Below are 24,251 nucleotides of genomic sequence, written 5' to 3' on the forward strand. Positions count from 1 at the left end.
CCTCTTAGTATATATCGACATGAAAGAGCTTTAACACAAGGACCGATGCCAGCAGAATTACATTTGTATACGCCCCGGCCACGCAATCGTCAATTATAATTCCGAGGCCTCCCCTGAGACGCTGAAGCCTTCCGGCAGGCCAGGGCTTGACGATATCCATCACCCTGAATAGGAAGAACGCGGCAAGGGCGATCTTCAGGTTGAAGGGATAGAACAGCACGCTGATCCAGTATCCCATGACCTCGTCGATCACTACCATCTCAGGGTCCTTTACCGCGAAAAAACGCTCGCCCTCATCGGCCAGCTTCATGAAGGGATAGAACAGCGCGACCGCAGCGACCAGATTCACGACCCAGCTGATCTCGCCGAAGATAAGATATTCGATGAAGTAGAGCGCCATCCCGACGAGGGAACCGGCCGTTCCGGGAGCGATCGGGCAATACCCGGCGTAAAAAGCGGTGAACAGGAATTCCTTGATCTTCATGCGGAGGTATCGGGTTCCCCTTTCGGTTTTTCAGGCAGAAAGAGGCGCCAGTTCGTAAAAAGGTATCGCACACCGGACAGCGCCGTGAGGATCGTGACGCCGAGCATTATCCAGTAGGGAACCGACTGGTGAGTTATATAGATCCCCCTCTTCCGGACAAAATAAATCATGATGATGATGACAATGGAGATCATCTGGAAAGCGGTCTTGACCTTGCCGAAACGGCTCGTTTTCAGTGTCTGGCCGCGCCGGATCGCCAGGTATCGCATAAAGGTGATCAACACATCACGGCCGACGATCACCAGGATCATCCAGAAATCGAATATTTCCAGGTACGGATCGAGGACCATGAGGGCCGCCAGGACCGATATGACCAGGAACTTGTCGGCAAGGGGATCGATGAAAATCCCGAATTCCGATTCCTGGTTGAGCTTGCGGGCGCTCCAACCGTCAAGCATGTCGGTGAAGGACGCAACGGCGAAGAGAACGAGGGCGTAGATCCATAATTTAGCATAAATAAGATAGATGAGAAGCGGAATCAGCACGATTCTCGAAAGGGAGAGAAGGTTCGGGATGGTAAAGATGAATTTAGGTACTTTCATATGATTTCACCAATCAGGTCATACTCGGTGGATCCGGTGACCCTGACTTTAACAATCGAGTTAACCGCAGCATCCCTCGCGGTCAAGTAAAAAATACCGTCAACTTCCGGCGCGTCATAAATGGACCTGCCGGCCCAGGTGGCTTCGTCGATCCGCTCCTCCACGAGGACCGGCACGATGGCTCCGTCCATGGCGGCAAGCTTCCGCGCCGATATTTCCTGCTGGATCGCCATGAGGCGGTGATACCGCTCATTTTTGATCTCGGCCGGAACCGGGTCGTTGAGCTCCCAGGCACGCGTCCCCTCCTCCGGGGAATATGTAAAGGCCCCCACCCGGTCAAGAATAGCCTCTTCGATAAATCTCGTCAATTCGTCGAAATTCTTTTCTGTTTCCCCGGGATATCCCACCATGAAGGTGGAGCGGATCCTGATATCCGGCACCGCGTCTCGCAGCCGCCCTATCAGCGCCCGATAACTATCGGCATCGCCTGTGCGGCCCATGGACCGAAGAATGGGAGCGCTCACGTGCTGGAAAGGGATATCTATATAGGGCACGACTTTACCCACATCCTTGAAGATCGAAATGATGCCATCATCAAGGTGATCGGGGTGGCAGTACATCAGCCGCAACCACTCGATACCGTCGATCCTGTCCAGCATGGCCGCCAGGTCGCGGAGCCCCGTATCTTCCCACCGGTAGGCGGATATGTCCTGCGCCACGACGACCAGCTCCTTCACGCCGCGGGCCGCCTCGCGCCGCGCGTCATCGAGAATCATCTCAGGGGACCACGACCGGTGAGGACCGCGGATAAGGGGAATCGCGCAATAGGCGCAATTATTGGAGCACCCGTCGGAGATCTTGAGGTAGGCGTAGGAGAGCCCCCGGACCAGGGGCTCCCGCAGGGACCGGGGAGGTTGTATTTTGACGGATAATGCCCTGCTCAGGGCATCGACAAAATAGCCGTCCGGCAGGCCATAGAGAAAATCGATCTCCGGGATGTCCGACAGGATCTCCTCGCGATAGCGTTCGGAAAGGCACCCGACCACGGCGACCCTGCGGCCGAAATCGCGCTTTTCCATGGTATTGTCACCGTAAAACGGCTTGATGTTTTTTTTACCCGCGGCCCGCTGCTGCCCTATGGCGTCAAAGATGACCTCGATCGACTCTTCCTTGGCATCGGTGATGAAACCGCAGGTATTGATGATTATGACATCGGCATCTTCAGAGGATTCGGCCGGCGCATACCCGGCGGAAGCCAGGGCCCCGTTGATCCTCTCGGAATCGACCTGGTTCTTGGCGCAACCGAGGGATATGATGTAGAAGGATATGTCCTGGGATGAAAACACGGAATGGAACCTCAATCAATACATCACCGGTTATTCAACTAATAATGCCCTCACCCGTCCCTCCGGGACACCCTCTCCCATTAAAATTGGTAAAAAGGAGAGGGTTTCTTTATTAAGTGATTTATCTCAAGATTTCCCCCTCTCCTTTCTACATACCGAAATGGGAGAGGGGGATCAAGGGGGTGAGGGGTTCAGTTATATCAGAGCAAATGACTCGCGATACCCCCGGCTACCGGAGGCCTTTTCTTACCAGTCCTTGACCACGATATGATAGAGGTTCGGGTTCTGGACGTCTTTTTTCCAGGTAATGACCTTGTTCGCGACCTGGCCCGCGGCGCCGAAGGAAAATTCCTTGCCATTGATGCGGGCCTTGATGCCGCCGGCATTGCCGATCTTGATCTGGATATATTCGGTCGCCTCCCAGCGTTCAACCTGGCCCTGGGGTATGAAACCGCGCACCTTGCGCACGCCGTCCAGGTACAGTTCAATGAAGGATTTCTGTACAAATTCCGCCTCAAATACTATTTTCAGGCTCTGCCGGTTTTGCGCCTCGACACTGGTGCTGTCGGCTTTGGTTTCTCTTTCATCCTCTTTGGCTACTTTTTCTTCGACTTCCTTTTTATCGCCCAGGGAAACCATTATCTTTGCCCTGTTCTCGGTAAGGCCCTTGAGGGTAAAGGTTACGTCCCGGGGACATCCCTCGATCGTCAGGGTCCGCGGGTCCTCTATTTTGAATTTATAGAGCTTTTTACCGGGCAGCAATTCCAGCGTTACGGTTTCGCCGTTGATGCTCTTCAAAAGAAAAACAACTTCTTTATTTTCCACCAGGAACTGGACCGCTTCATTTTTATACACGAGGATGAATCCCTTGTTGTTGGTCAGCTGCAGGTTGCGGAGGTTCTCTATTTCATGTTCCTTGTTCTTAGCGTATTCTTCTTTAATAGTGTCCGTAGAATCGCCGCTGGATACATCGACACTTGACGTGAAGAGGGCCTTGATCCCCCAAATCAGGAATATGCACACCACCACAACACCGGCTATGAGGAGGACATTGCGGTTCTTATTTAAAAAGGACGACGCCATCATGCTGAAATTGGATTTCGTCGGCTTGGTCAGCTCTTCCAGCGGGGTGGCGCTTTCACCTATCTTGTATCCTTTATATGCCTGGACAATGGCCTCGACATCAAGCTTGAGGAACTCCGAATAGGTGCGCAAAAAGCCGATGAGGTAGGTTTCACTGGGAAACTTGTCGAATTTTTCCTCCTCAAGGGCCTGGAGATATACCGGGCTGATATTGGTCTCCTTGACCACGTCCTTGATGGATATTTTTCTGGCTTCCCGCGCCTGACGTAATGTTTCGCCGATGCTTTCCAAGATCTACTCCTCTGCTATCATTGGATTTTTTATTACACGGGCCCGCGAGGGCACGTCAAACTTGAACAGGCCATTGGGCAAGCTGACGTTCGTTTTCAGGTCGGAAAACGCTATATCGACCTTCTTTCCCGTGGATGTTTCACCCTGGGCCCTTATGATAAAATACCGCTCAGTGACCCATAATTTCATCTTTCTGAAACCGCTCCGGCTCTCCTTCTGCTTCAGGATGAGGGTATACCGCTTGGTGCCGTCATCCTGCGTCTCGGGCTGATCCTTGGAGGCGAAACGGTAGTGATATTTCGAAAAAAGCCAGCTCAGGCCGCTCTTTGAACCGGATGTAAAAATACCGGTGTCCGAATTCAGGTCCTGTTCCGCCACCACGTTCATGGAAGGGATATAAATCCACATCGTTTTGCCGTTTGAAACGATCTTCTGTCCGATGGGCTGACTGAATTCGATGCAAAGCTTGTTATGGGCCTTGTATTTTATCGTTCCTGCCTGGTGGTTCGTTCTGCCGCCTTTATCTGAAACAATTGTAAAATTCGCCTGGTATGAATCCATCTTACCGAAATTCTTCTTTATATTATCAACGATATCGCTGACCGTCGTAAAGTCGAATTTAAACGCGAACAGATCAGTGGCCGGGCACGCCAATAAAACAATAAAGAAAAAAAAGAACGCCAATCTGCCTGATAATTTCATGATATAATGAACCTGCCGGTAAGATACACTGACCTAAATTTGGGGTCAATGTATATTATCGTACCTTTAAAAGTCAATCGGAAATTTAATAATATCGCTTTGTCATTGTGGCGATATCAGCAATGTCCCGATCAGATCCCGACGGCGGAATAATTCCGTTTATTATTAATGAAAAAAATATATCCGGTGCCGGACAGGGCTCTCATGTGCCGGGGATAATGCCGTACACGACAAGAGAAGTGATATTATCCACCATGGTTTATGTCATTTATCCGTGGAACAACATGAAACACGTATGTCTTTCACGTGAAAGCAATCACACTGTCTTTTTAAGAGCATCTAGAATTTCTACTTGACCAAAATGCATGATGACAAAAATGCACCTATCAGACATAACAGGAGAAATATTTTTTCAAAAATATTTTTCCTGCAAATAAATTCTCACTAAAAATGCTGGACAAATATATTAATGGTTGTAACCTTGTTTTATATAAAATACTTGCCAAGCGGTTATTGCAACAACGAATATTTATCTTACGAATCAGAAAACAGCTGTAGCCTAACAATGCACTGGTAACTTCGCCTTGCAATAAGCGAAGTTAGCCAAACACCATCTTACAGGATTTACCATGAAAGCAATATTTATCGGGAATAAAAAATTCAGGGAAATAGACCTACTTGAGCTCAGGCGCGATGAGGATTTCATCCGCCTGATCGATGAATATTCGCTGATGGAATCGCCGATCATTTACTTTTCCGCGGGAGATGCCAAGATCAAGGAGATCCTGATCAAGAAAGATCCCACCTTTTCGGCATAGTCTCTCCGATAATCAATCGAAACAGCGACGCGCCGGCCCTGCCGGCGTTTTTAGTCTTCAATCTTTCCGTGAGTGAACACGAGCGGGTTCCCGAGGGAAATAAGACCGTACATGCCATTGTTCGCGGGGCCCGGATTGAACAGGGCGGGTTTTCCGTCCCTGTGATAGGCGATATGGGTGTGGCCGAAGAGGACCGCCTGTGCCTTCCTGTTCCTGCCTTCTCGCTCGATACGATCGTATTCGGCATGGACGCCGAACTGGTCGCCGTGGGCGACCATGAACCGCGCCGGTCCGGCATCAACCATGGCGATGCGCTCCATGTCCGGGCACCGGGCCAGATCGATGTTGCCGCTCACGCGCACGACCGTGACTCCCTCCGGGATGTCGACATGGAAAAGGTCGTTGACGCCGTCCCCGCAATGGACGAGGTATTCAAAGGGATATGCCCTGGCTATGATGCGGTTCAGTTTCACATGGTTTCCGTGGGAATCCGATACGACCAGTATGGTGGCCATGGCTTACGAGAGATCGACAAGCATCAGGGTGCAGTCGTCCATGACCACCACATCGGGGCCGGTCACGAATTTCTGTATCATTCTGAACTTTTCGAGGGAGGTTTTTTCCTTAGCCGACAGGACTTCATTGATGAGCTTTTCCCCGACGGCCATTTCCGTGTCGTTGATGATGTCGAGAATACCGTCGGTTACGGCGAAAATGCTTGCGGACCCCGCCAACTTCATCGTATGGGTTTCGTAATCCGCGCCGACAATGGGACCCAGAAACGAATCGTTCCCGCCCAGCTGGATCATGCCGTCGCCGGTGATACAGTAAGGATTCGGGTGGCCGGCATTGGAATATGTCAGCTCCCGCGTCGTCGGATTGAACAGGGCGCAAAAGGCGGTAACAAAGGATTCCACCGGGAGGTTCCCCGACAGCTCCTGGTTCATGATCGCCATGATCTCCCCCGGAACATCGGTCTTCTGGAGGGCGTTGCGGAATACCATCTTCACGATTGCTGTAAAGAGCGACGCGGAAATGCTGTGACCCGAAACATCGGCAATGAAGAACATGACACGGTCGTCCCTGAAAATGACATAGTCGTACAGATCGCCGCCGATGTCGGACAGGGGCATGGACCAGGTATTGATCTTCACCCGGTCCGTTTTCACGATCGGCTCGGGGAAAAGGTATTTCTGCAGCTTCCGGGCCATCAACAGCTCGACCCTGATGAACTCGTTGAAATTGATGATCTCCCCGATTTTCAGGCCGTTTTCAACACGCTTCAGCATCACCTCGGTCTGCTCCGGCTTGCGGATGAAATCATACACGCCGAGTTTGTAGCTTTCCACGATATTGTCGGGATTGTGCTCGCCAGAGATCATAAGCACCGGCACATGGGTAAGATTGTTATCCTTCACATTGCGTAGAAAGCTCAATCCATCCATTTCCGGCATGTTCATATCCAGCATGATAAGGTCTACGGATACGGACGGGAGCTTATCCATGGCCTCTTTTCCATTCGATGCCGTGATCACCTCGTATCCGGAGGTGGACAGGATGCGCGTGAGGAGCTTTCGAATCTGCTCCTCATCATCAATGACCATTATCTTCTTTTTCATGAACGTTACGAAAAGCGATCGCAGGCCATAATAACAAATCAGGCTGACAAATCAAACAATTAATCAATTGTGAATATAAAAAACCCCGCGGCAGGCTTCGGGATTTTTATCGCATAATGTGTTGCGCGCTCTCATACCCGGAGCAAGGCTCCGGAAATTTTCGCCCTCTGCGATAAAAAACGATACTATTGGCATGCGAAAAAATACACCGAAGCGGGAAAGACCGTCATCTGCCCTAAATGACAGAATAAATTGAGGATTATTATTTTCCGGAAGATCTTCGTTCCTGAATAAATACGGCCCAGAAGACCAGGGAAAGAATCAGGCAAAAGACCATGGAATTCCTGGTCAGGACGGAACCCTTTTTTCTCCTGTCGAGAAGTAGTTCCAGATAAGCCTTGCGGGTTGCGTCGATTTCTTCGCCATTGTAAACCCGTTTGTCAAAATAAGCCAGGGAATTCTTTACCGATACCCCTTCGGCGTCAAAGTAGCCGTATCCGGCGAAGACCTGGGGATCGCGGAGCATCAGGTAAGCCTTCTTGTAGTTGGCGCTGATATTGTCCCTGGCATTGAGCAATGTTTCGATCCGCGGCTCCACCGAAAGGATCGAATAAAAGGCCACCGCTCCGAGGATAATGGCCGCGACCAGCGTCGTTACGGCCGCGATGAGGTATATTCTTGAATCATCAATTTTTTTCATTCACTTTGTCCTTCAGCAGGTCCAGGATGTTCTTTTTCCCGTATTCGGTCAGTTCAAAGGTTATGTTCTTTTCGTCGATGAAAGAGCGCTCGAGGACCTTCTCGTTCATGAGCTTTTCCTTGTCGGAACCGAAGAGGGTCACCAGGGGCATGATCTCACTCTCGGTATAGGTCTTCTCCGCCTCGATGATCCCGGTATCGAAGGGAAGAATGACGGGCAGCGTGAAGGGGATGGCCAGCACGCGGGTTTTGCCGTCCAGGAACACGACCGATCCCTTCATGTCGACAAAGGCGGTATCGCTGTTCTCGTTCTGGATGCCCGTGCTCACCATCAGCCTATATAATTCCTTGTTGTCCTTGATCACCGGCTCGATCTTTATGGTCGGGGAGACAAGCTTTTCCGGCATCTTGGCGCACCCGGAGAGAACCAGTGCGCCCATCAGAACCGGAATCAATGCCGCATATATCTTTTCCATGGTCATTCCGCGCGTCAAATCCTTTCAATATATTACAACGCCATGCCGCAGGCGTTCAACTTGTTCAAAGCAAACTGCTCGCTTAATTGATTTTAGTCAAGAAAAATATACCGGCCGGCCATAAAAGCTTGACACGACTGATTCCTGCTTCCTATATTCGCAGTGCCGGATACCGGCATAATCACTCTCACCTGGAGACCTCGGATGAACATCTTAAGAAAACAACCGGTCATAGCGACGACCATTGTATTCCTGCTCATATCATTTACCTACTGCGAGCAGAAAGACAGGGGATTCGCCAAAAATACCCCTCTCGAAGGCATCAATGAAACGGCCCTTCTCTTCGCCGGCAAGGAAATCCCCAAAGAATCGAAGCTCTACCAGTATAGCCAGTCGGGCTTTTATAAATCCTACAGCCAGCAGATGGATTCGGCATGGAACAGGCTGCAGAAGCCGAACCTTCAGAAGATCACGGAATGGTGGCAGAAATACAAGCCGGCACGGCACAGCGGCTCGGTGCTGTATCCCTTCAGCGGGCCCGATATCATGAACGCCCTCACCTTTTTCCCGGACGCGGACACCATCGTCATGTTCGGCCTCGAGCCGCCAGGAGTGATACCGTCGCCGGCGGGCATGTCGGCGGAACAGATCACCCAGGGCCTGAACGGGCTCCGGGGTTCCCTGGGCGATATTCTTCACATGAACTTTTTCAAGACCGAAGGGATGGCCGCGGAGATGAGCAACAAATCCTTCAACAGCATCGGCGGCATCATGATGTATTTCCTCGCCACCAACGGCTATACAGTCGTTGACGCGAGAAAAATCGCCATCGACGCCGACAGCGACGTGGCGCCGGGCAAACCGTCGGACGACCGGATCAACTGGCAGAACCCGCCGAAATCTCGCATACCCGGCGTGGAGATATCCTTCCGTAAAGGCTCCGGGAAAGTAAAGACCGTCCGCTATTACATGCTGAACGTGATCGACCAGGCCCTGGCGACGAGCTCGCCCAATTTCATCCCCTATCTTAAAAAAGAAGGGCCCTACGCGACCATCATAAAGTCGGCGTCGTACCTGATGCACAATGATAACACCAAGTTCACGAAGATCCGTGCCGCGGTCCTCGAGTCCACCAGCTACCTGGTGCAGGACGATTCCGGTGTTCCCCTCCGCTACTTCAAGCCGGAGAAGTGGAAGCTCGCCTTCCATGGCTACTACGACGGGCCCATCGGCCTCTTCGCCAACCGCATGCAGAAGGATCTCAAGAAAGCGATGGATGAAAAATCGACCGGCAGGCTCCCCTTCAGCTATGGCTATGTTTACAAGCAGGGCCAATCAAACCTGATGACGGCGGAGAAGATAAAGTAGCGAGCTCAATTTCATAGAACCCTAAAAAGGCGCGTACACCAATACGCGCCTTTTTTATTTGAGTGCCGATCTCCGGCCGGGTGCGGTCCTAAGTTTCTCCCTCTGAATTTATGATACAGCAAAACATGAAGAACATCCTTCCGGAACGATGCCCCCTGTATGGCCGAACGATCCGGATTACCATACACACAAAAATGAAATGGAATAATTCACCCCGATGAACCAGACTTATGGCATCGTATTCCATCCCGGATTTAAGCGGCGGTATTCGACGCTGACCGGGGAAATGACATAAAAAAAGCTCTCTGACATCGATCAGAGAGCTTTTTATATTACAGATTGTTTTTTCCGGTATTACATTAACTTCGCGGTGAGGCCCAGACCAAAAGACGTTACGCTCTTGTTCATCTTAATCAGGCCAAACCGTGTATGGTCGGTTATGTAGAAATACCGTGCACCGGCCAGCTCGAGGGTGAGCTGCTCATTGACGATGAGCTTGCCGCCGATACCGACGCCGATGTTCTTCAGATCCGGATCGAGCGGGTTCTGCGCCGCGGGATAGGATTCCTGTGACTCATAGGAGACGCCGCAGCTCAGGATCAGCATTTCGTGGACCTTGCTTTCGAGACCGAGGCCGACTTTATGCTGGAGTCTCTTCTTGTAATCCTGCACATTGCCGCCCAGCTTGGTTGTAATTGTTCCGGCCACTGCGTCATAACTGTAACCGCCGTAAACGAAATCACGAAGGACGGAAAGCGTGCCTATTTGCTGCGTGCTGGTTGATCCGTAATTGCGCTGCCCGCTGAAGTTCATTTGATATTGCGCCTGGATCTCTATGGCATCATTCGGCTTGAAATTGAGGCCTAACAGAAGATAATCCGGAAGCCTTTCTTCTGCGATCTCGCTGTAGTGCAACTTCAGGTCGGTTTTCTTGCCCCGGGCTATGACCATGCTCGAGTAAAGGACCGTGAAGTTGATCTTTTCCATCGGGGTGATCATGATGCCGCCGAAACCGGAAAAGCCATTGGCCGAAGTTTTGCTCTTATAGGCGGTGCCGAATCCATTATAACCCATTGATACTTCATAGGAAAACATGCTGTACTTCATACCGGCGGTGACCGCCAGCCATTCAGTAAGCGCGAAGGCGCCGCCAACCGATCCCTGGATCCAGAAATTGGTGGCCTTGATTTTTTGCGCCGGCGGGAACCTTGAAGGCAGAAATCCCGATAAAGAACTTGTTATTATTCCCATATTCTTCTTATAATTTACAGTTCCGCCGCCTGCAGGAATACATACGGCAAGGAATATGGCGCCTTTCCCATTCTTATAGGAAAGTGACAAATTCGGGATTGTGAAGGAAGGTGTCGCATCATGATAATTGGCGGCACCTATGATCCTGTGCTCATACCGTTTCATCCCAGCCTGGTTGCCGAGATCAAGGTACAGACCGTCTTTAATTTTCACCAGACCAACCGGGTTGTAGTAGACCGAATCAGGGGAGCTGATGGTCGCCGCCCTGGCCATGGTCCTGGTAAAACCCGTGCTGTGGCTGTACGTATAGGCAAAAAGATCGCCCACTATGAATGTAGAAGCAAACAGGATTGCCCCTAAGACTACAAACAGTTTCTTCATATAGTCCTCGTCCTCCTTAAAAATTTTAAAGCATTTTTAAATTTTTCCCACCAAGAGACAGCTAAATAACAAAATACCTGACCCCAATAGTCCCGCTTGCTCAACAGAGATTATTAAAATCAGGCTTTATCCATTATTATTGTAACCAACACCCATAAAGTCTAAAATAAATAAATTATAATGTCAATATTTTTTTTGTAACCAGAGTGTAAAACATCTAAAACATTTTTCATGCAATATTAGCAACGAAACAAGAAATGAGATTTACCAAGCGTAACAATTTCTTAATAACATGTGTTTTATTATAATAAGGAAGAAGGCAGGAAACTTCATTTTGCCGACCCGATGAAGAAGTGATAATACAGCTTTTACTCCAATGATTTTTACACTAAGTAAAATAGTGCTTGCTTTTTATTCCACATCACGTTATGGTCAATTCTGATGCGATGTACGTCGCGTCATTTTCGCCGGAACGCAATCCGGATCCCGATCATCCCATAACACATAACCGGACGGAACTGACCGTATTATGTTCAAGAAAAAACAGCCATCAGCCGATCTCGCCGTTGTCGAACGCCAGATTTACAACCTCTCCAAGCTGGTCAACATCAACAGCATGATCAACTCAACCCTTGACATGGGTAAGCTTATGACCGTGATCATGGAGACGATCAAGGACATCATGGACACCGAGGCCAGTACGCTCCTCCTTTACGAGGAGAAAGCGAACGATCTTGTCTTCAAGGTGGCCCTGGGAGAGGCAGGGAAGGAACTGACCGAGCGGTATAGGATTAAACTTGGACAGGGAATCGCCGGATGGGTGGCCGAAATGCGGAAGCCCATCTTCATCAACAACGTGTACGACGACCGGCGCTTTGATCCGGAGTTCGACCGCATTACCGGCTTCACGACAAAATCCATCATTTGCACGCCACTTCTCTTCAAAGGAAAGCTCCTCGGCGTCATACAGGCCATCAACCCGACCAACAGGCCCGGCTTCAACGACGAGGACATGGGCCTTTTCAAGGTTTTCAGCGACCAGGCCGCACTGGCGGTCCAGAACGCCATTTATTTCCAGAACGCCCTTGAAGAGGAGCGGATAAAGAGCGAGCTCGTCTCCGCGCAGGTCATTCAGGAGGCCCTCATCCCTGACGTTGATATCCAGCGCGGCCCAATCAGGATAACAGCCAAGTCAGTAACGGCGCGCGAGATCGGCGGCGAATTCCACGGCCTGTTCCCCCTTGACGGCGAACATATCGGCATCGCCCTCGGCGATCTCCATGTGAAGGGCGTCCCCGGCGGCCTGCACGCGTCAATCGTTAGCGGCGCCATCCGGGCCCTTGCAAAATTAAAAGGAAGAAACCCGGTGGAACTGGTGCGGATGCTCCACCTCATAATGGAACACGACGAGCGGCCCATTCGCAACGCGTCGCTTCTTTACGGCGTCCTCGATCTCCCGGAGAGAAAGCTCCGCTTCCTCAATGCCGGCGTCGCCTACCCGATACTGGTCCGCGACGGCGTCGCGCGCTACCTCAGGTTCGGCAAGCGGAGCCTGGGGCAGAATATCGAGGAGTCGAAGAGCGTCGCCGTTTCCCTCAAGCCGGGAGACCTCTTCGTCGTGCTGTCCGATGGCATACTCAGGATCAAGAACAGAATGGGAAAGCAGCTGGGGCTGAAGGACCTGATGCGATTCCTTGAAAAGGATTTCCCGCGATCGGAAAGCATCATCGAGTCCATTTTGAGTTTTGCGGGCGATTTCGCCGAGGAGCTGGGCATCAGGGAAGATATATCCGTCATCGCCCTGCGCGTGGAATAAATGACGGCAAATATTTCTTGCAATAATTACGCGGCCATAGCAGCATACACCAATTCGTAAGGGGGGGCCATGAGCAATTTCGTATCGGTCATTTTCTGCAGAAACTGCAGCTCACGCTTTGTGGAAATTTCCGAATGGACCTCGGACGGAAAGGCGATCGTACAATGCCGCTCCTGCAACAACAGGGAAATCCTTTCCAACTTCACGCTCGGCAGGGGGAAACTCAGCAACGCCGAACTCATGAGCGCGCGGGACACCGTGGCAAAGCGCGGAAGGTACGAAAAGTAAGGTTATTTCCTGGAAAACAGCTTCTTAAAAATCACCCCTATATAAAACATCATGGTTCTCATCAGCCTGCCGATACGCCACGGCTTTGAAATAATGCGGTAAAACCAGTCAAGGCCCCTCTCAACGAAAAACGCCGGCGCCTTTTTCTTTTCGCCCGATATGACGTCGATGCTGCCCCCAACGCTGATGAAGATCGCGTTCTTGAACTCGCCCTTTATGGTATGGATCCATTTCTCTTCTTTCGGAAAGCCAAGGCCGACAAAGATGATGTTGGCCTCCGATTTGCGGATAGCCTCTATGACGGACTTTTCCCGCTCGGCGTTGAAATAGCCGCCGTGACGCCCGACGATCCGTATCTTGGGGAATGATTTCTTGATATTGAAAAAGGCGCGTTCCGCCACTTCGGGCTTGCCTCCGACCAGGAAGATGGAGTATTCCTTGATCTCGGCAATTCTGACGATATCCATCATGAAGCTCAGGATGGGTATGCGCTCCCGAACAGGCGTTTTCAGCATCCTGCCGGCCCACTGTATCCCGGCGCCGGCCGGAAGGTGCATGTCCGCGGCCCCGGATATGAGACGGAGGTCGGTATTGCTTTTCAGCCGCTGTATCTTGTAGGGGTTAAGGGAAATGATGTGGTAGACGCCGCCGCTTTTTATCATTTCCATTATACGCACCACCGCCTGGGCCCGGGTAACGTTGTCCACGCCGATGCCCATGATGTTCGTGATCCTCGCATCGCTCAGATCGACCTGGTTATACTCGAGGATGAGATCCCGTTCCTCTTTGTATGAATCGTAATACACGGAATTGTCCTTCATGTGATCCTCCTCGTATCTCCTGATAATGACGACCCCGGGAATCCCCGGAACGCCATCCCAATACCTGTCGAAAGCCCGCAGTTTTATTGCAATGATGAGAATAATTATACCCGCTTGTCAGGCTGTCAATAAGAATTCTGATTATGTCTTATAGAAAAGACAACCATCTCACCGTATAATAAAATATCCCGCCCGATGTATCGGGACCGGGTATTTTGTCGCATAATGTTTTGCGCGCTCTCATACCCTGAGCAGAGCTCCTGGGTTTTCCCTCGATGCGATAAAAAAATGGTTGCATAAAACCATTCCGCTGATGATAACCTATCCATGAGAGGTTCCCCATGAGCAGGTTGAATGAAATCGTCTCTTTTATAAACTATGACTTCTCCAACAGGGTTGTCATCGAACCGGAAAAAAGATCAGAAAAGCTCCGCGAAAGCCTCTTCGACGTCATCTCGACCTACAATCCGGGCGTCATCGTTAAGGCCGGCCTGGGTAGCGGCCACCTTCTCTACGAGCTGGCCAAGGGCTCTGATGCGTATATCATCGCAGTGGAGCCATCAATGAATGTCATCAGGGAGTTTTTGAAGCGTCATGCCGGGGACCCAATCATGAGCCGGATACATCTCATTAACGGCGAGTTCAACGAGTTCCCCATCGATTATTACGCCGCGGACCTCCTTATCTGCATCGACAACCTGAATTTTCTCGAATCGGGGAAAGTCGTAGACGAGTTCAGGAGGGCCCTGCAGTTTGACGGCGTGCTTTTCATGGCCGGGGTGGTCCTCTTCGATGACGACATTGAGGGACTCTATGACGACTTCATGAAGGCGGCCTTCCCTCTCCATAACGATTACTACCTGCGTGATGATCTGAAGACCGTCCTTACGCTGAACGAGTTCAAGTTTGTCAAAGGCTCCATAGATTATTATCCGATCGACCTGTTCCTGCTGGCGAATTACCTCAATGCCTATTTTCAGAGTGGCACAGATGCGCCTCTGGGCATAATCGACGATAACCTTGACGAATTCGTCAAGCTCTATGATCTCGAGAAGAGCTTGATATCGGAACCGTACTATATCAGCATATATCTGCGGGAGAAGCCGAAAACAAATCAGTAAAAAATACTTGCGCCGGCGCCCTTTTCCTGTAAACAGGACATCTGCTCCTCGTATAAAGATATGAACAGTGAGGACATGGAATCGTGGAATTCATCGTTAACCCGTCTCGCCTGAAAGGAACCGTCGTCATACCCGGATCCAAGTCCCATACCATCCGGGCCCTGACCTTCGCCCTTCTCGGATCGGGAGAGTCAATTATCGAGGAGCCCCTTGATTCCGCCGACACCCGCTCATGCAGGTCCATGATACAAAAATTTGGCGCCCGCGTCGAGGCTTCCGAAGGCAAATGGAAGGTCACCGGCACCGGCGGCGCCATGGCCGCGCCCGATGATGTGATCGACGTGGGCAATTCGGGAACATCCCTCTATATCGGCCTCGGCATCGCATCCCTTGTTGACGGGTACACGGTGTTCACCGGCGACCACCAGATCCGCAGCCGCCCTGCCGAAGGCCTCATCGCGTCGATTAACGACCTGGGAGGCAAGGCCTTCTCATCAAGGGGCAATGGCATGCCGCCGATTGTTATCGGCGGGAGAATCATCGGCGGAGAAACATCGATTAAAGCCGTTACATCTCAATACCTGACGTCTCTTCTTATCGCCGCGCCGTGCGCTGCCGGGGATACGGTTATCCATGTTCCCCTTCTTAATGAAAAACCCTATGTTACTATGACCATGGGCTGGCATGACCGGTTAGGAATCAGGTATACCACCGATAACTATAGGTCATTTTCAGTGCCGGGGGGGCAGAAATACCCTTCTTTTCGTGAATATATCGCAGCGGATTTCTCATCAGCGACATTCTTTCTGGTTGCGGCGGCAATTACCGGTTCTGAGATCATCCTTAAGGGACCTGATTGGAATGACACGCAGGGCGACAAAGAGGTGGTCAATATTCTTAAAGTAATGGGTGCCGAAGTCAGCATTGGAGAAAAAACGATAACAATACGGGGAGGCAGCCTCAAGGGGGGCGTCTTTGATCTTAACGCCATTCCGGATGCCCTCCCGGCGTTGTCAGTGGCTGCCTGTTTTGCCGAGGGGGAAACCAGCCTTATCAATGTACCTCAGGCGCGTCTCAAGGAGACCGATCGCATCAAGGTTATGCATGATGAACTCATCAAGATGGGTGCAAACATAGAGGAACGGCCAGATGGTCTTATCATACGAAAAAGCTCACTCCGTGGATGTCGGGTAAATGGCCATTACGATCACCGTATCGCAATGGCCCTGGCAGTGGCTGGGCTAGCTTCAGAGGGAAAAACGATTATAGAAACGGCCGAATCGGCTACAGTAACATTTCCAAATTTTTCCGACCTGATGGTATCCATTGGTGCGGATATTAAACGAAGGGAGTAAGGTAATGGCGGTACGAGGAATACGGGGCGCCACTACTGCCCCGGCCAATACAAAAAGCGATATTATTGCCAGGACAAAAGAAATGCTGGAAGCATTGGTAAAGCTTAATGATATTAACATTGAGGATATAGCATCGGCCATTTTCTCAGTAACTGACGACCTTAATGCCGAATTCCCGGCAGTGGCCGCCCGTCAGATGGGGTGGATTTATACACCTCTTTTTTGCACGATGGAAATACCCGTTCAGGGCAGCCTTAAAAGCTGTATTCGTGTGCTCCTACATGTCAATATGGACCGGCCACAGGAAGAAATAAAACACGTTTATCTCCACGAAGCCGAGAAACTAAGGCCGGATATTGGCACATCAAACAATAATAAGTTTTATACATCGGAAAAATAATGCTGTCCGGGACCTTAGTTATTATCTAGTCCTTTATAAACTTACTCCGCACAAAAAAAATCACAACACCCGCCAACACAACGCCAATAGCGAACAATGACGGAATTGTTTTTTCAATTAATGTCGTAATAATAACTCCTACCATGAGCACTATGTAGATCATAGGGATTACCGGGAATAGGGGAACTTTAAATGGTCTCTCCAGATTCGGTTTTTTAATCCTGAAATAGACCATACCGATAACTGTCATAAGTGGGAATATGCTCAGGGCAAAGCCCATATATATGAGCATTTTAAGGATGGCATCAAAACCTATAAAAACATAGAAAACTGCTATCGCCATTTGCACAAAGATCGCAAGATCAGGTGTCTGGTACCTCTGGTTTATACGTTCCATCGATTTGAAAATTGTCCGATCCTTTGCCATAGCAAAAGAAACACGGGGGCCTATCATCATCTGCACTGAAACAGAGGAAAGTAAAATAAGTACAATACATGCATCAAAAATAGGGCTTATTTTCGGGCCGAAAAGGTTCGTCGCAGCCAATGCACCAATGGTGTATTTCCCATCAGTCATTATTACTTCCCCTGGTGCTGACATCAGATATATCACATTCATCGCAAGATATATCACAATAATAAGTAGAGTTCCCAGAAAAAGTGCTCGCGGTAGATTCTTATCTGGATTACGAATCTCTCCCGCTATATAAGTAGTGCCATTCCATCCTGAGTAGGCATACATGATAATAATAAGGGCCGACCCCCATTTCATAATGGAAGCCCCACCCTCAATCTGATAGTTATCGGACAACCTGACAACAGAAGACCAATCTGCGAAATAGAATCCCATCACGATAAACAAGAAAACAACCAGGAGCTTCAAGATCGTCAATATATTCTGCACAAGACCGCCCTTCTGTACACCAATAATATGAATAATACTAAAAAAGACTATGATGCCCGCAGCTATTAGTTTTGGCAACCATGCTCCAGTAAAGATGCCTTCCGGTGAAAGTTTATTGATATAATTAACCGCTGTGATAGAGGACATTGAAGCCGCAAGTGAAAAACCGATGATAAGGGAGATCCATCCTGACAGAAAAGAAGGGAGGGGGCCATATATCTTTTTCAAATACACATATTCGCCTCCATCTTCTGGCCACATAGTAGCCAATTCCGCGTAGCACAATGAACCTGTCAGGGCAATGATCCCGCCGACGGCGAATAGTATCAACACAGCTTGTGCATTTCCTGTCATTGCAAGTACTTCACCAGTTGTCATGAAAATACCTGTTCCTATAACATCTGCTACAATTATCATCATTGCGGTAATTAAGCCTATCTGTCTTTTTAAGTCCACATTTAACTCCTTAAATATTTTCCGTGCCCTTTTTTATATATTTTTTTATTAACGTCAAGAACTATGTTATCTGAAGTTAAAAATCTATAATGATATTTCTATTTATAGAATCCAATAATAATCACTAATTAGGTGACGTGGCACTCCCCAGGATAATATCCAGCAAACAACACCATCAATAATTCTACGTGTAAACAGATAATTACAATATCTATAGATATCGATATTTTCACTCAACATTTTCATAATTTCATCGAGATACTTCTCTACTGCAATGGCAACAAGACATGAGACAGAAAATTTAAAAACTTTCCTGAGGTCCAAAAAGTATTCATACTCATCGGGCTTAAGTGTAATATGCAGGATATGCCAGTATGGGTTTGCATCTCGTTTCTGATATCGCACACGTGTCCATGTATTTGTCATATTTTCATAATCATCTCCAAGTCTCCGCATGACACTTGAAATAATATCGCTTTTAGATAAACCTGTCAGTAACGCAGCTCTTGATATCAATGAAAAAATGTAAGAATTGAGATTAATAGTAGTTTCAATATTCATGACTGCCTCTTTTTTGTATTTCTATAATATATACGATCAGTATTCATATTTAATAAAATTTTTTTCCTAAAATAATAAACAATGATGGCTTTTTCTAAAACTTATTTCCATTGATTGATAGTTTTCGGAAAAAATACTTGTCACAATATTTAAAAGTCAGAATCTGCTATAATATAGAAAATACATAAAATTTCGGAATACTGTGGCACTTCACAATATCACTCATCTGCCTGGAAAACTCTTCTTGGCACCAATGGCAGAAACATCAACTCCGGCTTTGCGCCATGTGATTAAAGAATTCTGCCCGGAAACAGTCCTCTTCTCTGAAATGTTGAGCGCTGGAGCTATTGCGGCATGCGCTCCCCATAATGAGCCATTGATCCATAAGCGGGATTTTGATAATCCTCTCATATACCAGATTTTAGGATCGGATCCTAATGTAATGGCCAGGGCATGCGCGATACTATCGGATTACGGATGTTATGGGGTGGATATCAACATGGGCTGCCCAAACCATGATATTGTCAAAAAAGGCCAGGGAGCGTACCTCTTAACCGATAACAATCGGGCACGTACAATAATTCGGACCTGCCGGAAATCCTGCCCGGTCCGACTTTCAGTAAAGATGCGCACCGGCTATACAGAAAACAACGAAGAGTATTATATTAACTTCATAAAAATGCTTGAAGGCGAAGGGGTCGATTTTATAACGATCCATCCGCGGTATGCAAAGCTTTCCTTCCGCCGAAAGGCCGACTGGCGCCTGGTTTCCATGGCGAAACAACATCTTACCATTCCGGTAATTGGTAACGGCGATATTGATACACCCATGGCTGCAATGGACAGATTACAGGAAACAGGATGCGACGGCGTAATGATCGGCCGTGAAGCGGTCAAATCACCCTGGATATTCAAACTTGCCGCTGACCTTATGCACGACGGTCATGCAGAGCTGGATGTCAATATCCATGAGACGTTCATAATGGTACTTAAGTATATGCTCGAATACCTGCCAGAGCGTCTTCACAAGAGCAGGAGTCACCGTTTTGCCGCCTATTACACGCAAAACGCCACCTATGGCCATGAGCTCTTCACCAGGATACGCAAGGAGGAGGCCATCAAGCCAATAATGGATATTGTAAACGATTATTTCATCCGAAACAGCTTTGAATCCATCAAACACTTTAACATTACAGCATCCGGTACGGATAATCTTTAATGATGAAACTGATTGTTATCGGTCTAACGATATATTCTTGACAAAGCAGCCGGTTTATACAATGAAATATTCCTAAAAGGAGCCCGATATGGAATACTTAAGAGTCTGGACTGAAGTCGACCTCAAGGACATCGAGGATCATATCGTTATGGTCGACGACAAGTACGGCCATTGCCCAGCTTGCAAGAAGATTGGTATAGAGCTCAAGGATCTGAAAAAATGCCCGTCATGCGGCAGGGAGTTCAAATACGTCACATCAAAGGAAGCCCAGGGAGGCAAATTCGAAATCGTATTAAGAACCAAGAAAAAACTCCCGAACCTGGTTTTTGTCGATTATGCCGATTACGACCATGAACTTGGTAAAAAAAAGGCAGGGAGCCTGTTCAAAATATAGCAGGTAAAGCTTCGGTATTGTTTATTCCGATAACTATACTGAACTTGATATGCAGCACAATGGCATCAGGTTCCGGAAAGCCCTGCGGGGATAAGCATAATAATAAAGGAATAAACAATGACCACAGACGACAAGATCGCAGGAATGTGCCTCTACGGATTCATTCAGAAAGAAATCCCATCGGAACAGAAGCGATGCCTCACGGAAATCGAAAGGCACTATGGCAAACCCATAGCCAGGATAGTCAGGAACTGCATGAAAAAAGGCTAATCAGCGCGGGTTGATTAAAAGACAAGATCCTCTTCTTCTTTGACTTTTTCCCCAAGATATTTTCGGTAGTAGAGTGAAGATTTATAGCTCTGCTCCATTATTTCATAGACCACTCCAAGGTTATAGAGCGCCTCGATATAGGTATCATCATAGGCATAGGCGGATTTAAAGGCCGCGGCTGCCTGCCTGTACTGCTTAGCCATGAAATATGCCAGGCCGAGATAAAAATATCCCTTCACCAGCTTCCGGTCCAGCTTGACCGATGTTTTCAGGTGCCTGATGGCGTCATCCATCATGCCGTATTTATACAGGTATGCTTTGCCCAGACCGTAATGTCCCATGCAGTAATAAGGGCTTATCTCGACGACTTTCTTGAATACGAGGATCGCCTTGTCCAGCTGGCCGTCGATGGCCAGACGGGCACCCTTCCGGTACAGCTCCGATGAATTTTCCCGCTGCGAAGCGCCGGCAGGCGCTGAAAATGCCCCCAAGGCCAGGACAAGGGCATAGCCTATGATGATCCTATTTCGCACCGGGCACCATTTCCTTGAAATTCTTAATCATGAACTCATCGATTCCCTTGCTGAAAAAGAAATACACAATGAAAATGATCCAGAGCACGAGGGTAAGTACACAGAGAAACTTCAGCAGTCTCTCCGCCCCGATTGCGTCAGCCTTGTAGAATATAAGGACAAGGGCAAGGGGCCAGATGAAAAAAAGATTCACGAACACGAGGGAAAGTATCTCTTTGAGAAAATTGAGGAGAAATCCATACCAGCCTGCGGAAAAGCTGTTATAACCGCTGCTGATCTCATCAAAGAAAAACCATACATAAAAAACCAGGATTACCGTTGCGATGATCTTCCACACCAGTTCTATCCTTTGCCTGAACCAGAGCATGGCAATGCCGATTCCCCACAGGACAATAAATAGAAAAACGGATTTTATTATCAAGGCTTCATTCATATGGTTTCCTCATCTATCAGTATATGGCGGTGACCATGGTCTTACAATAAAAAAATATATCCCTACTACTAATCGGAAAAAAACCGGCATTTCATGATTAGATTTGTTGGGAAACTGCGTCCCGAACTCGGAGAAGCCCTCTCCAGGGGATTTTTTAAGGGGCATCGACCCGAAACCCCGGTACAAAAATAAATTTTTTCGCAACATGTCCATTATATTCATCTGCCTGTGGCCATCGAATAGGTTAAAAAAAGCAAACCATTCTTTTATTGTATTTACAAATCAATATAAAAAATCTATGACTGTCACAATTCAAAAATGCGAACCGCTTCTCCACTGGAAATGCCATGCAGGTGCTGTTATCGTTATTATTGTCCCTGAGCTTTTCTGCAACATCCGGCGATGTGCTGCTGAAGATACCTCGCGGCATTGACCTGAGAGAGCAGGAATTACAGGCTGACCTTCCCCGTGCCGTTCCGACAAGGGCCGGCTATGACCGGATTGAAATCGTCATTTATTATTTCTCGCAGGGTATCGAGAAATTTACCTATAGCGACAACAACACCATGAAGGAATCGCTCATGAAAGGAGAAATGAAGGCCCTTGTCAAAATGAAAAAAAACAATGTTCTCCGCAAGGCGTTCTTCATCGCCGCTTCGGGGGCAAACCGGGAGCAGATAATACAAAATTTCTGCAAGGCCGTCGCGGAAACCCTCTCAGCCCAGTGACGAATCAGGGTGTCAGAGCACCATTCCGGCCAGTATCGATCCGTCCACCTTTCCCTTATCAACCACCTGCTTGCCGTTTATGAACACCGCCTCTATCCCGGACGGCGCCATGTTCGTATTCTTATCGGTATTATTGTCCTTAACCGCTTTCCAGTCGAAGATGGCGATGTCCGCCGCGTATCCTTCCCTGAGGAATCCCCGCTTTTTCACGTTAAACCGCTCCGCCGTGGCGCCTGTCATCTTCCGCACAGCCTCCTCGATGCTGATGTTTCGGAAATCGCGGGCATACTGTAAAAACTTCGGGAAGCACCCGAAGGCCGCGGGATTCTGCACCCCTTCGGGGGCGACCCAGGCGTCGGTCATGAACAGGGCCGCCGGATGACTCATGAGATCCTTGATGTTTTCAAGGTTGCTGTACCGGTGATTGAGCACTCCCGCCTTCCCCTCGGTTCTTTTGGCCAGGTCGATGTAATTATCAAACTGGTCCATGTTCCTTGATTTGGCGATTTCCTCCAGGAACATGCCGTTATACTTATCCAGGTCAGGCTTCCCCGCGTTGGTGATCTGGATATCCTCATAGCCGAAGCCGAGGAGTTTCTTGATCACCATGAATTCGATCTTCAGCCTCCTTAGGGCCGATTTATCATTGAAGACCTCCGGGACCCGGCCCAGGAACCATGCCGGCAGAATCACGTTGATGATGGAAGCCCCGCAATGATACGCGTAGGTGTCGAACTTAACGTCAACGCCGTCCCGGGCGGCCTTGTCTATCATGTCCAGGGCCTTGCCGCAGGTGTCCCATGTATCGGACCCCACGAAGATGAGGTGCGAAACCTCGAGTCGCACACCGGTCTCACGGGCCAGCTTCAGCATCTCGTTCAGGGCCAGGAGGTTGTGGGCCTTGCCGAAGGGAATGATGGGATAGGTGGGAGAGAGCGAGGAATATGCCTTCAGGTGGACCGTCAGGACCCTGTCATGCTTCTTCACCAGCTGGGCGATCTGCTTCAACTCCTCATCGGTGGCGAAGATGCCCGGCTCGTACTGCAGTCCGAGGGACACGCCATAGCACCCCTGCTCCATCGCGTCGTTCAGGAGCGAGAGCAATTTCTTCATCTCTTCCTTGTTCATCGGTGTCGGTTTGAACCCGCGGATCGACATGCGCGAAGTGCCGTGTCCGGTCAGGTTCACCATATTGTGCGTCAGTCCCTGGCTGCGGACCAGCGCAAAGTATTCATCCATCGAGGACCACGGGATGTTGGTATTATTGAAAAGTTTGCCCCCCTTTTCAATAAGGTCCTTGAACCTGGTATTTTTTTCAAATCCGCCGGCGCCAAAGCCGCAGTTGCCGGTGACGAAAGTCGTGATACCCTGGGCCGTAAAGGCATTTGTGAATTTTGAATGATCTCTCCTCGCCATGGCCCAGTCGTTATGGGAATGGGCGTCGATAAAGCCGGGAGCGATCACCTTACCTGCGCAGTCGATGGTCCGCCCCGGGAACTTTAGATCATTGGTGGTAACAGCTTCTATAGTGTTCCCGTTGACAAGTACATCACCGATGAAGGATTTCTTTCCGGTACCGTCGATAACGAGGCCTTTTTTCAGGAGGAGGCGTCCCGCCGGGCTCCCCGTGACCGTAACCTCTTTGGAGGCGGCTGACCGTTCCGCCGGGATGTCGCCTCCGACGGGCTTGCTATCTTTCTTGCAGCCGCCGAGGGGGTGCAGCAGCGCTGCCCCGCCCAGGGCTGCGGCGCCCGCTATGAAAGTCCTCCGGGTAATATCATTAACTATGGATTTCTTTTTCTTGGCCATTGTTCTTCCTCCAGAATAATTAT

The 24,251-nt window shown here is 49.2% G+C and carries 27 protein-coding genes; 11 read left to right on the forward strand and 16 right to left on the reverse strand.

The annotated features are described in order from the left end of the window. Positions 1–4: 4 nt before the first annotated feature. The 5 genes from KA369_14620 to KA369_14640 all read right to left on the reverse strand — a co-directional run bounded on the left by KA369_14620 (position 5) and on the right by KA369_14640 (position 4,508). The gene (locus KA369_14620; GenBank protein MBP7737210.1) at positions 5–484 is read right to left on the reverse strand and encodes a phosphatidylglycerophosphatase A; all 480 of its coding nucleotides are present in this window, start codon (positions 482–484) and stop codon (positions 5–7) included. Further along, entirely contained in the window at positions 481–1,086 is a 606-nt protein-coding gene (pgsA, locus tag KA369_14625) for a CDP-diacylglycerol--glycerol-3-phosphate 3-phosphatidyltransferase (protein MBP7737211.1), read from the reverse strand. The genes KA369_14620 and pgsA overlap by 4 nt, the downstream gene beginning before the upstream one ends. Next, positions 1,083–2,432, reverse strand: a complete 1,350-nt coding sequence (rimO, locus tag KA369_14630; GenBank protein ID MBP7737212.1) for a 30S ribosomal protein S12 methylthiotransferase RimO — start codon at positions 2,430–2,432, stop codon at positions 1,083–1,085. Before rimO ends, pgsA begins: the two co-directional genes overlap by 4 nt. Before the next feature lie 246 nt (positions 2,433–2,678). Continuing rightward, on the reverse strand, positions 2,679–3,806 hold the full coding sequence (locus KA369_14635) for a DUF4115 domain-containing protein (protein ID MBP7737213.1): 1,128 nt from the start codon (positions 3,804–3,806) through the stop codon (positions 2,679–2,681). Positions 3,807–3,809: 3 nt separating this feature from the next. After that, a complete protein-coding gene (locus tag KA369_14640) occupies positions 3,810–4,508 on the reverse strand; it encodes an outer membrane lipoprotein carrier protein LolA (protein MBP7737214.1) in 699 nt (232 codons plus the stop codon). A gap of 629 nt (positions 4,509–5,137) precedes the next feature. On the opposite strand from KA369_14640, the gene KA369_14645 reads away from it, so the two are divergent. Further along, entirely contained in the window at positions 5,138–5,326 is a 189-nt protein-coding gene (locus KA369_14645) for a hypothetical protein (GenBank protein MBP7737215.1), read from the forward strand. 50 nt (positions 5,327–5,376) lie between these two features. Here the strand turns inward: KA369_14645 and KA369_14650 are convergent, their stop codons facing one another. From KA369_14650 to KA369_14665, 4 genes are all read right to left on the reverse strand, one after another. Next, positions 5,377–5,841 (reverse strand): metallophosphoesterase family protein, encoded by a 465-nt coding sequence (locus tag KA369_14650; GenBank protein ID MBP7737216.1) that lies wholly within the window; start codon positions 5,839–5,841, stop codon positions 5,377–5,379. A gap of 3 nt (positions 5,842–5,844) precedes the next feature. Next, on the reverse strand, positions 5,845–6,945 hold the full coding sequence (locus tag KA369_14655) for a fused response regulator/phosphatase (GenBank protein MBP7737217.1): 1,101 nt from the start codon (positions 6,943–6,945) through the stop codon (positions 5,845–5,847). Between the two features lie 262 nt (positions 6,946–7,207). Beyond that, the gene (locus KA369_14660; protein MBP7737218.1) at positions 7,208–7,645 is read right to left on the reverse strand and encodes a hypothetical protein; all 438 of its coding nucleotides are present in this window, start codon (positions 7,643–7,645) and stop codon (positions 7,208–7,210) included. Continuing rightward, entirely contained in the window at positions 7,632–8,120 is a 489-nt protein-coding gene (locus KA369_14665) for a hypothetical protein (protein ID MBP7737219.1), read from the reverse strand. The genes KA369_14660 and KA369_14665 overlap by 14 nt, the downstream gene beginning before the upstream one ends. A gap of 204 nt (positions 8,121–8,324) precedes the next feature. On the opposite strand from KA369_14665, the gene KA369_14670 reads away from it, so the two are divergent. Next, positions 8,325–9,488, forward strand: a complete 1,164-nt coding sequence (locus KA369_14670; protein MBP7737220.1) for a hypothetical protein — start codon at positions 8,325–8,327, stop codon at positions 9,486–9,488. A 354-nt stretch (positions 9,489–9,842) separates the two neighbouring features. Here the strand turns inward: KA369_14670 and KA369_14675 are convergent, their stop codons facing one another. Beyond that, positions 9,843–11,120 (reverse strand): hypothetical protein, encoded by a 1,278-nt coding sequence (locus tag KA369_14675; GenBank protein MBP7737221.1) that lies wholly within the window; start codon positions 11,118–11,120, stop codon positions 9,843–9,845. Between the two features lie 529 nt (positions 11,121–11,649). Here KA369_14675 and KA369_14680 point away from each other — a divergent pair. Next, complete coding sequence (locus tag KA369_14680; protein MBP7737222.1) at positions 11,650–12,936, forward strand: SpoIIE family protein phosphatase; 1,287 nt, start codon at positions 11,650–11,652, stop codon at positions 12,934–12,936. A 69-nt stretch (positions 12,937–13,005) separates the two neighbouring features. After that, complete coding sequence (locus KA369_14685) at positions 13,006–13,224, forward strand: hypothetical protein (protein MBP7737223.1); 219 nt, start codon at positions 13,006–13,008, stop codon at positions 13,222–13,224. A gap of 2 nt (positions 13,225–13,226) precedes the next feature. Here KA369_14685 and KA369_14690 read toward each other — a convergent pair whose 3' ends face one another. After that, a complete protein-coding gene (locus KA369_14690) occupies positions 13,227–14,045 on the reverse strand; it encodes a WecB/TagA/CpsF family glycosyltransferase (protein MBP7737224.1) in 819 nt (272 codons plus the stop codon). 341 nt (positions 14,046–14,386) lie between these two features. Here KA369_14690 and KA369_14695 point away from each other — a divergent pair, with 341 nt between their 5' ends. The 3 genes from KA369_14695 to aroH all read left to right on the forward strand — a co-directional run bounded on the left by KA369_14695 (position 14,387) and on the right by aroH (position 16,921). Then, entirely contained in the window at positions 14,387–15,166 is a 780-nt protein-coding gene (locus KA369_14695) for a class I SAM-dependent methyltransferase (protein ID MBP7737225.1), read from the forward strand. 83 nt (positions 15,167–15,249) lie between these two features. Next, on the forward strand, positions 15,250–16,521 hold the full coding sequence (aroA, locus tag KA369_14700) for a 3-phosphoshikimate 1-carboxyvinyltransferase (GenBank protein ID MBP7737226.1): 1,272 nt from the start codon (positions 15,250–15,252) through the stop codon (positions 16,519–16,521). A 4-nt stretch (positions 16,522–16,525) separates the two neighbouring features. Then, positions 16,526–16,921, forward strand: coding sequence for a chorismate mutase (aroH, locus tag KA369_14705; GenBank protein ID MBP7737227.1), 396 nt, complete (start codon positions 16,526–16,528; stop codon positions 16,919–16,921). A gap of 25 nt (positions 16,922–16,946) precedes the next feature. Here the strand turns inward: aroH and KA369_14710 are convergent, their stop codons facing one another. Together KA369_14710 and KA369_14715 are read right to left on the reverse strand one after the other, a co-directional pair. Next, complete coding sequence (locus KA369_14710) at positions 16,947–18,281, reverse strand: amino acid permease (protein ID MBP7737228.1); 1,335 nt, start codon at positions 18,279–18,281, stop codon at positions 16,947–16,949. 102 nt (positions 18,282–18,383) lie between these two features. Beyond that, positions 18,384–18,842: a hypothetical protein gene (locus tag KA369_14715; GenBank protein MBP7737229.1), complete on the reverse strand. Its 459-nt coding sequence runs from the start codon at positions 18,840–18,842 to the stop codon at positions 18,384–18,386. Between the two features lie 244 nt (positions 18,843–19,086). Here KA369_14715 and KA369_14720 point away from each other — a divergent pair, with 244 nt between their 5' ends. From KA369_14720 to KA369_14730, 3 genes are all read left to right on the forward strand, one after another. Further along, a complete protein-coding gene (locus KA369_14720) occupies positions 19,087–20,061 on the forward strand; it encodes a tRNA-dihydrouridine synthase family protein (protein MBP7737230.1) in 975 nt (324 codons plus the stop codon). Between the two features lie 88 nt (positions 20,062–20,149). Beyond that, the gene (locus KA369_14725; protein ID MBP7737231.1) at positions 20,150–20,455 is read left to right on the forward strand and encodes a hypothetical protein; all 306 of its coding nucleotides are present in this window, start codon (positions 20,150–20,152) and stop codon (positions 20,453–20,455) included. Positions 20,456–20,572: 117 nt separating this feature from the next. Further along, positions 20,573–20,725 carry a hypothetical protein gene (locus KA369_14730; protein ID MBP7737232.1) on the forward strand — a complete coding sequence of 51 codons (153 nt, stop codon included), beginning with the start codon at positions 20,573–20,575 and terminating at the stop codon, positions 20,723–20,725. A 14-nt stretch (positions 20,726–20,739) separates the two neighbouring features. On the opposite strand, the gene KA369_14735 is transcribed toward KA369_14730, so the two are convergent. Continuing rightward, positions 20,740–21,258 carry a hypothetical protein gene (locus KA369_14735; protein ID MBP7737233.1) on the reverse strand — a complete coding sequence of 173 codons (519 nt, stop codon included), beginning with the start codon at positions 21,256–21,258 and terminating at the stop codon, positions 20,740–20,742. Further along, the gene (locus tag KA369_14740; protein MBP7737234.1) at positions 21,248–21,691 is read right to left on the reverse strand and encodes a hypothetical protein; all 444 of its coding nucleotides are present in this window, start codon (positions 21,689–21,691) and stop codon (positions 21,248–21,250) included. The genes KA369_14735 and KA369_14740 overlap by 11 nt, the downstream gene beginning before the upstream one ends. Before the next feature lie 347 nt (positions 21,692–22,038). On the opposite strand from KA369_14740, the gene KA369_14745 reads away from it, so the two are divergent. Further along, positions 22,039–22,419: a hypothetical protein gene (locus KA369_14745; protein MBP7737235.1), complete on the forward strand. Its 381-nt coding sequence runs from the start codon at positions 22,039–22,041 to the stop codon at positions 22,417–22,419. A 12-nt stretch (positions 22,420–22,431) separates the two neighbouring features. Here the strand turns inward: KA369_14745 and KA369_14750 are convergent, their stop codons facing one another. Continuing rightward, positions 22,432–24,228, reverse strand: coding sequence for an amidohydrolase family protein (locus KA369_14750; GenBank protein ID MBP7737236.1), 1,797 nt, complete (start codon positions 24,226–24,228; stop codon positions 22,432–22,434). Positions 24,229–24,251: the final 23 nt, after the last annotated feature.

The organism is Spirochaetota bacterium (genome assembly GCA_017999915.1).
Taxonomy (GTDB): Bacteria; Spirochaetota; UBA4802; order UBA4802; family UBA5550; genus RBG-16-49-21.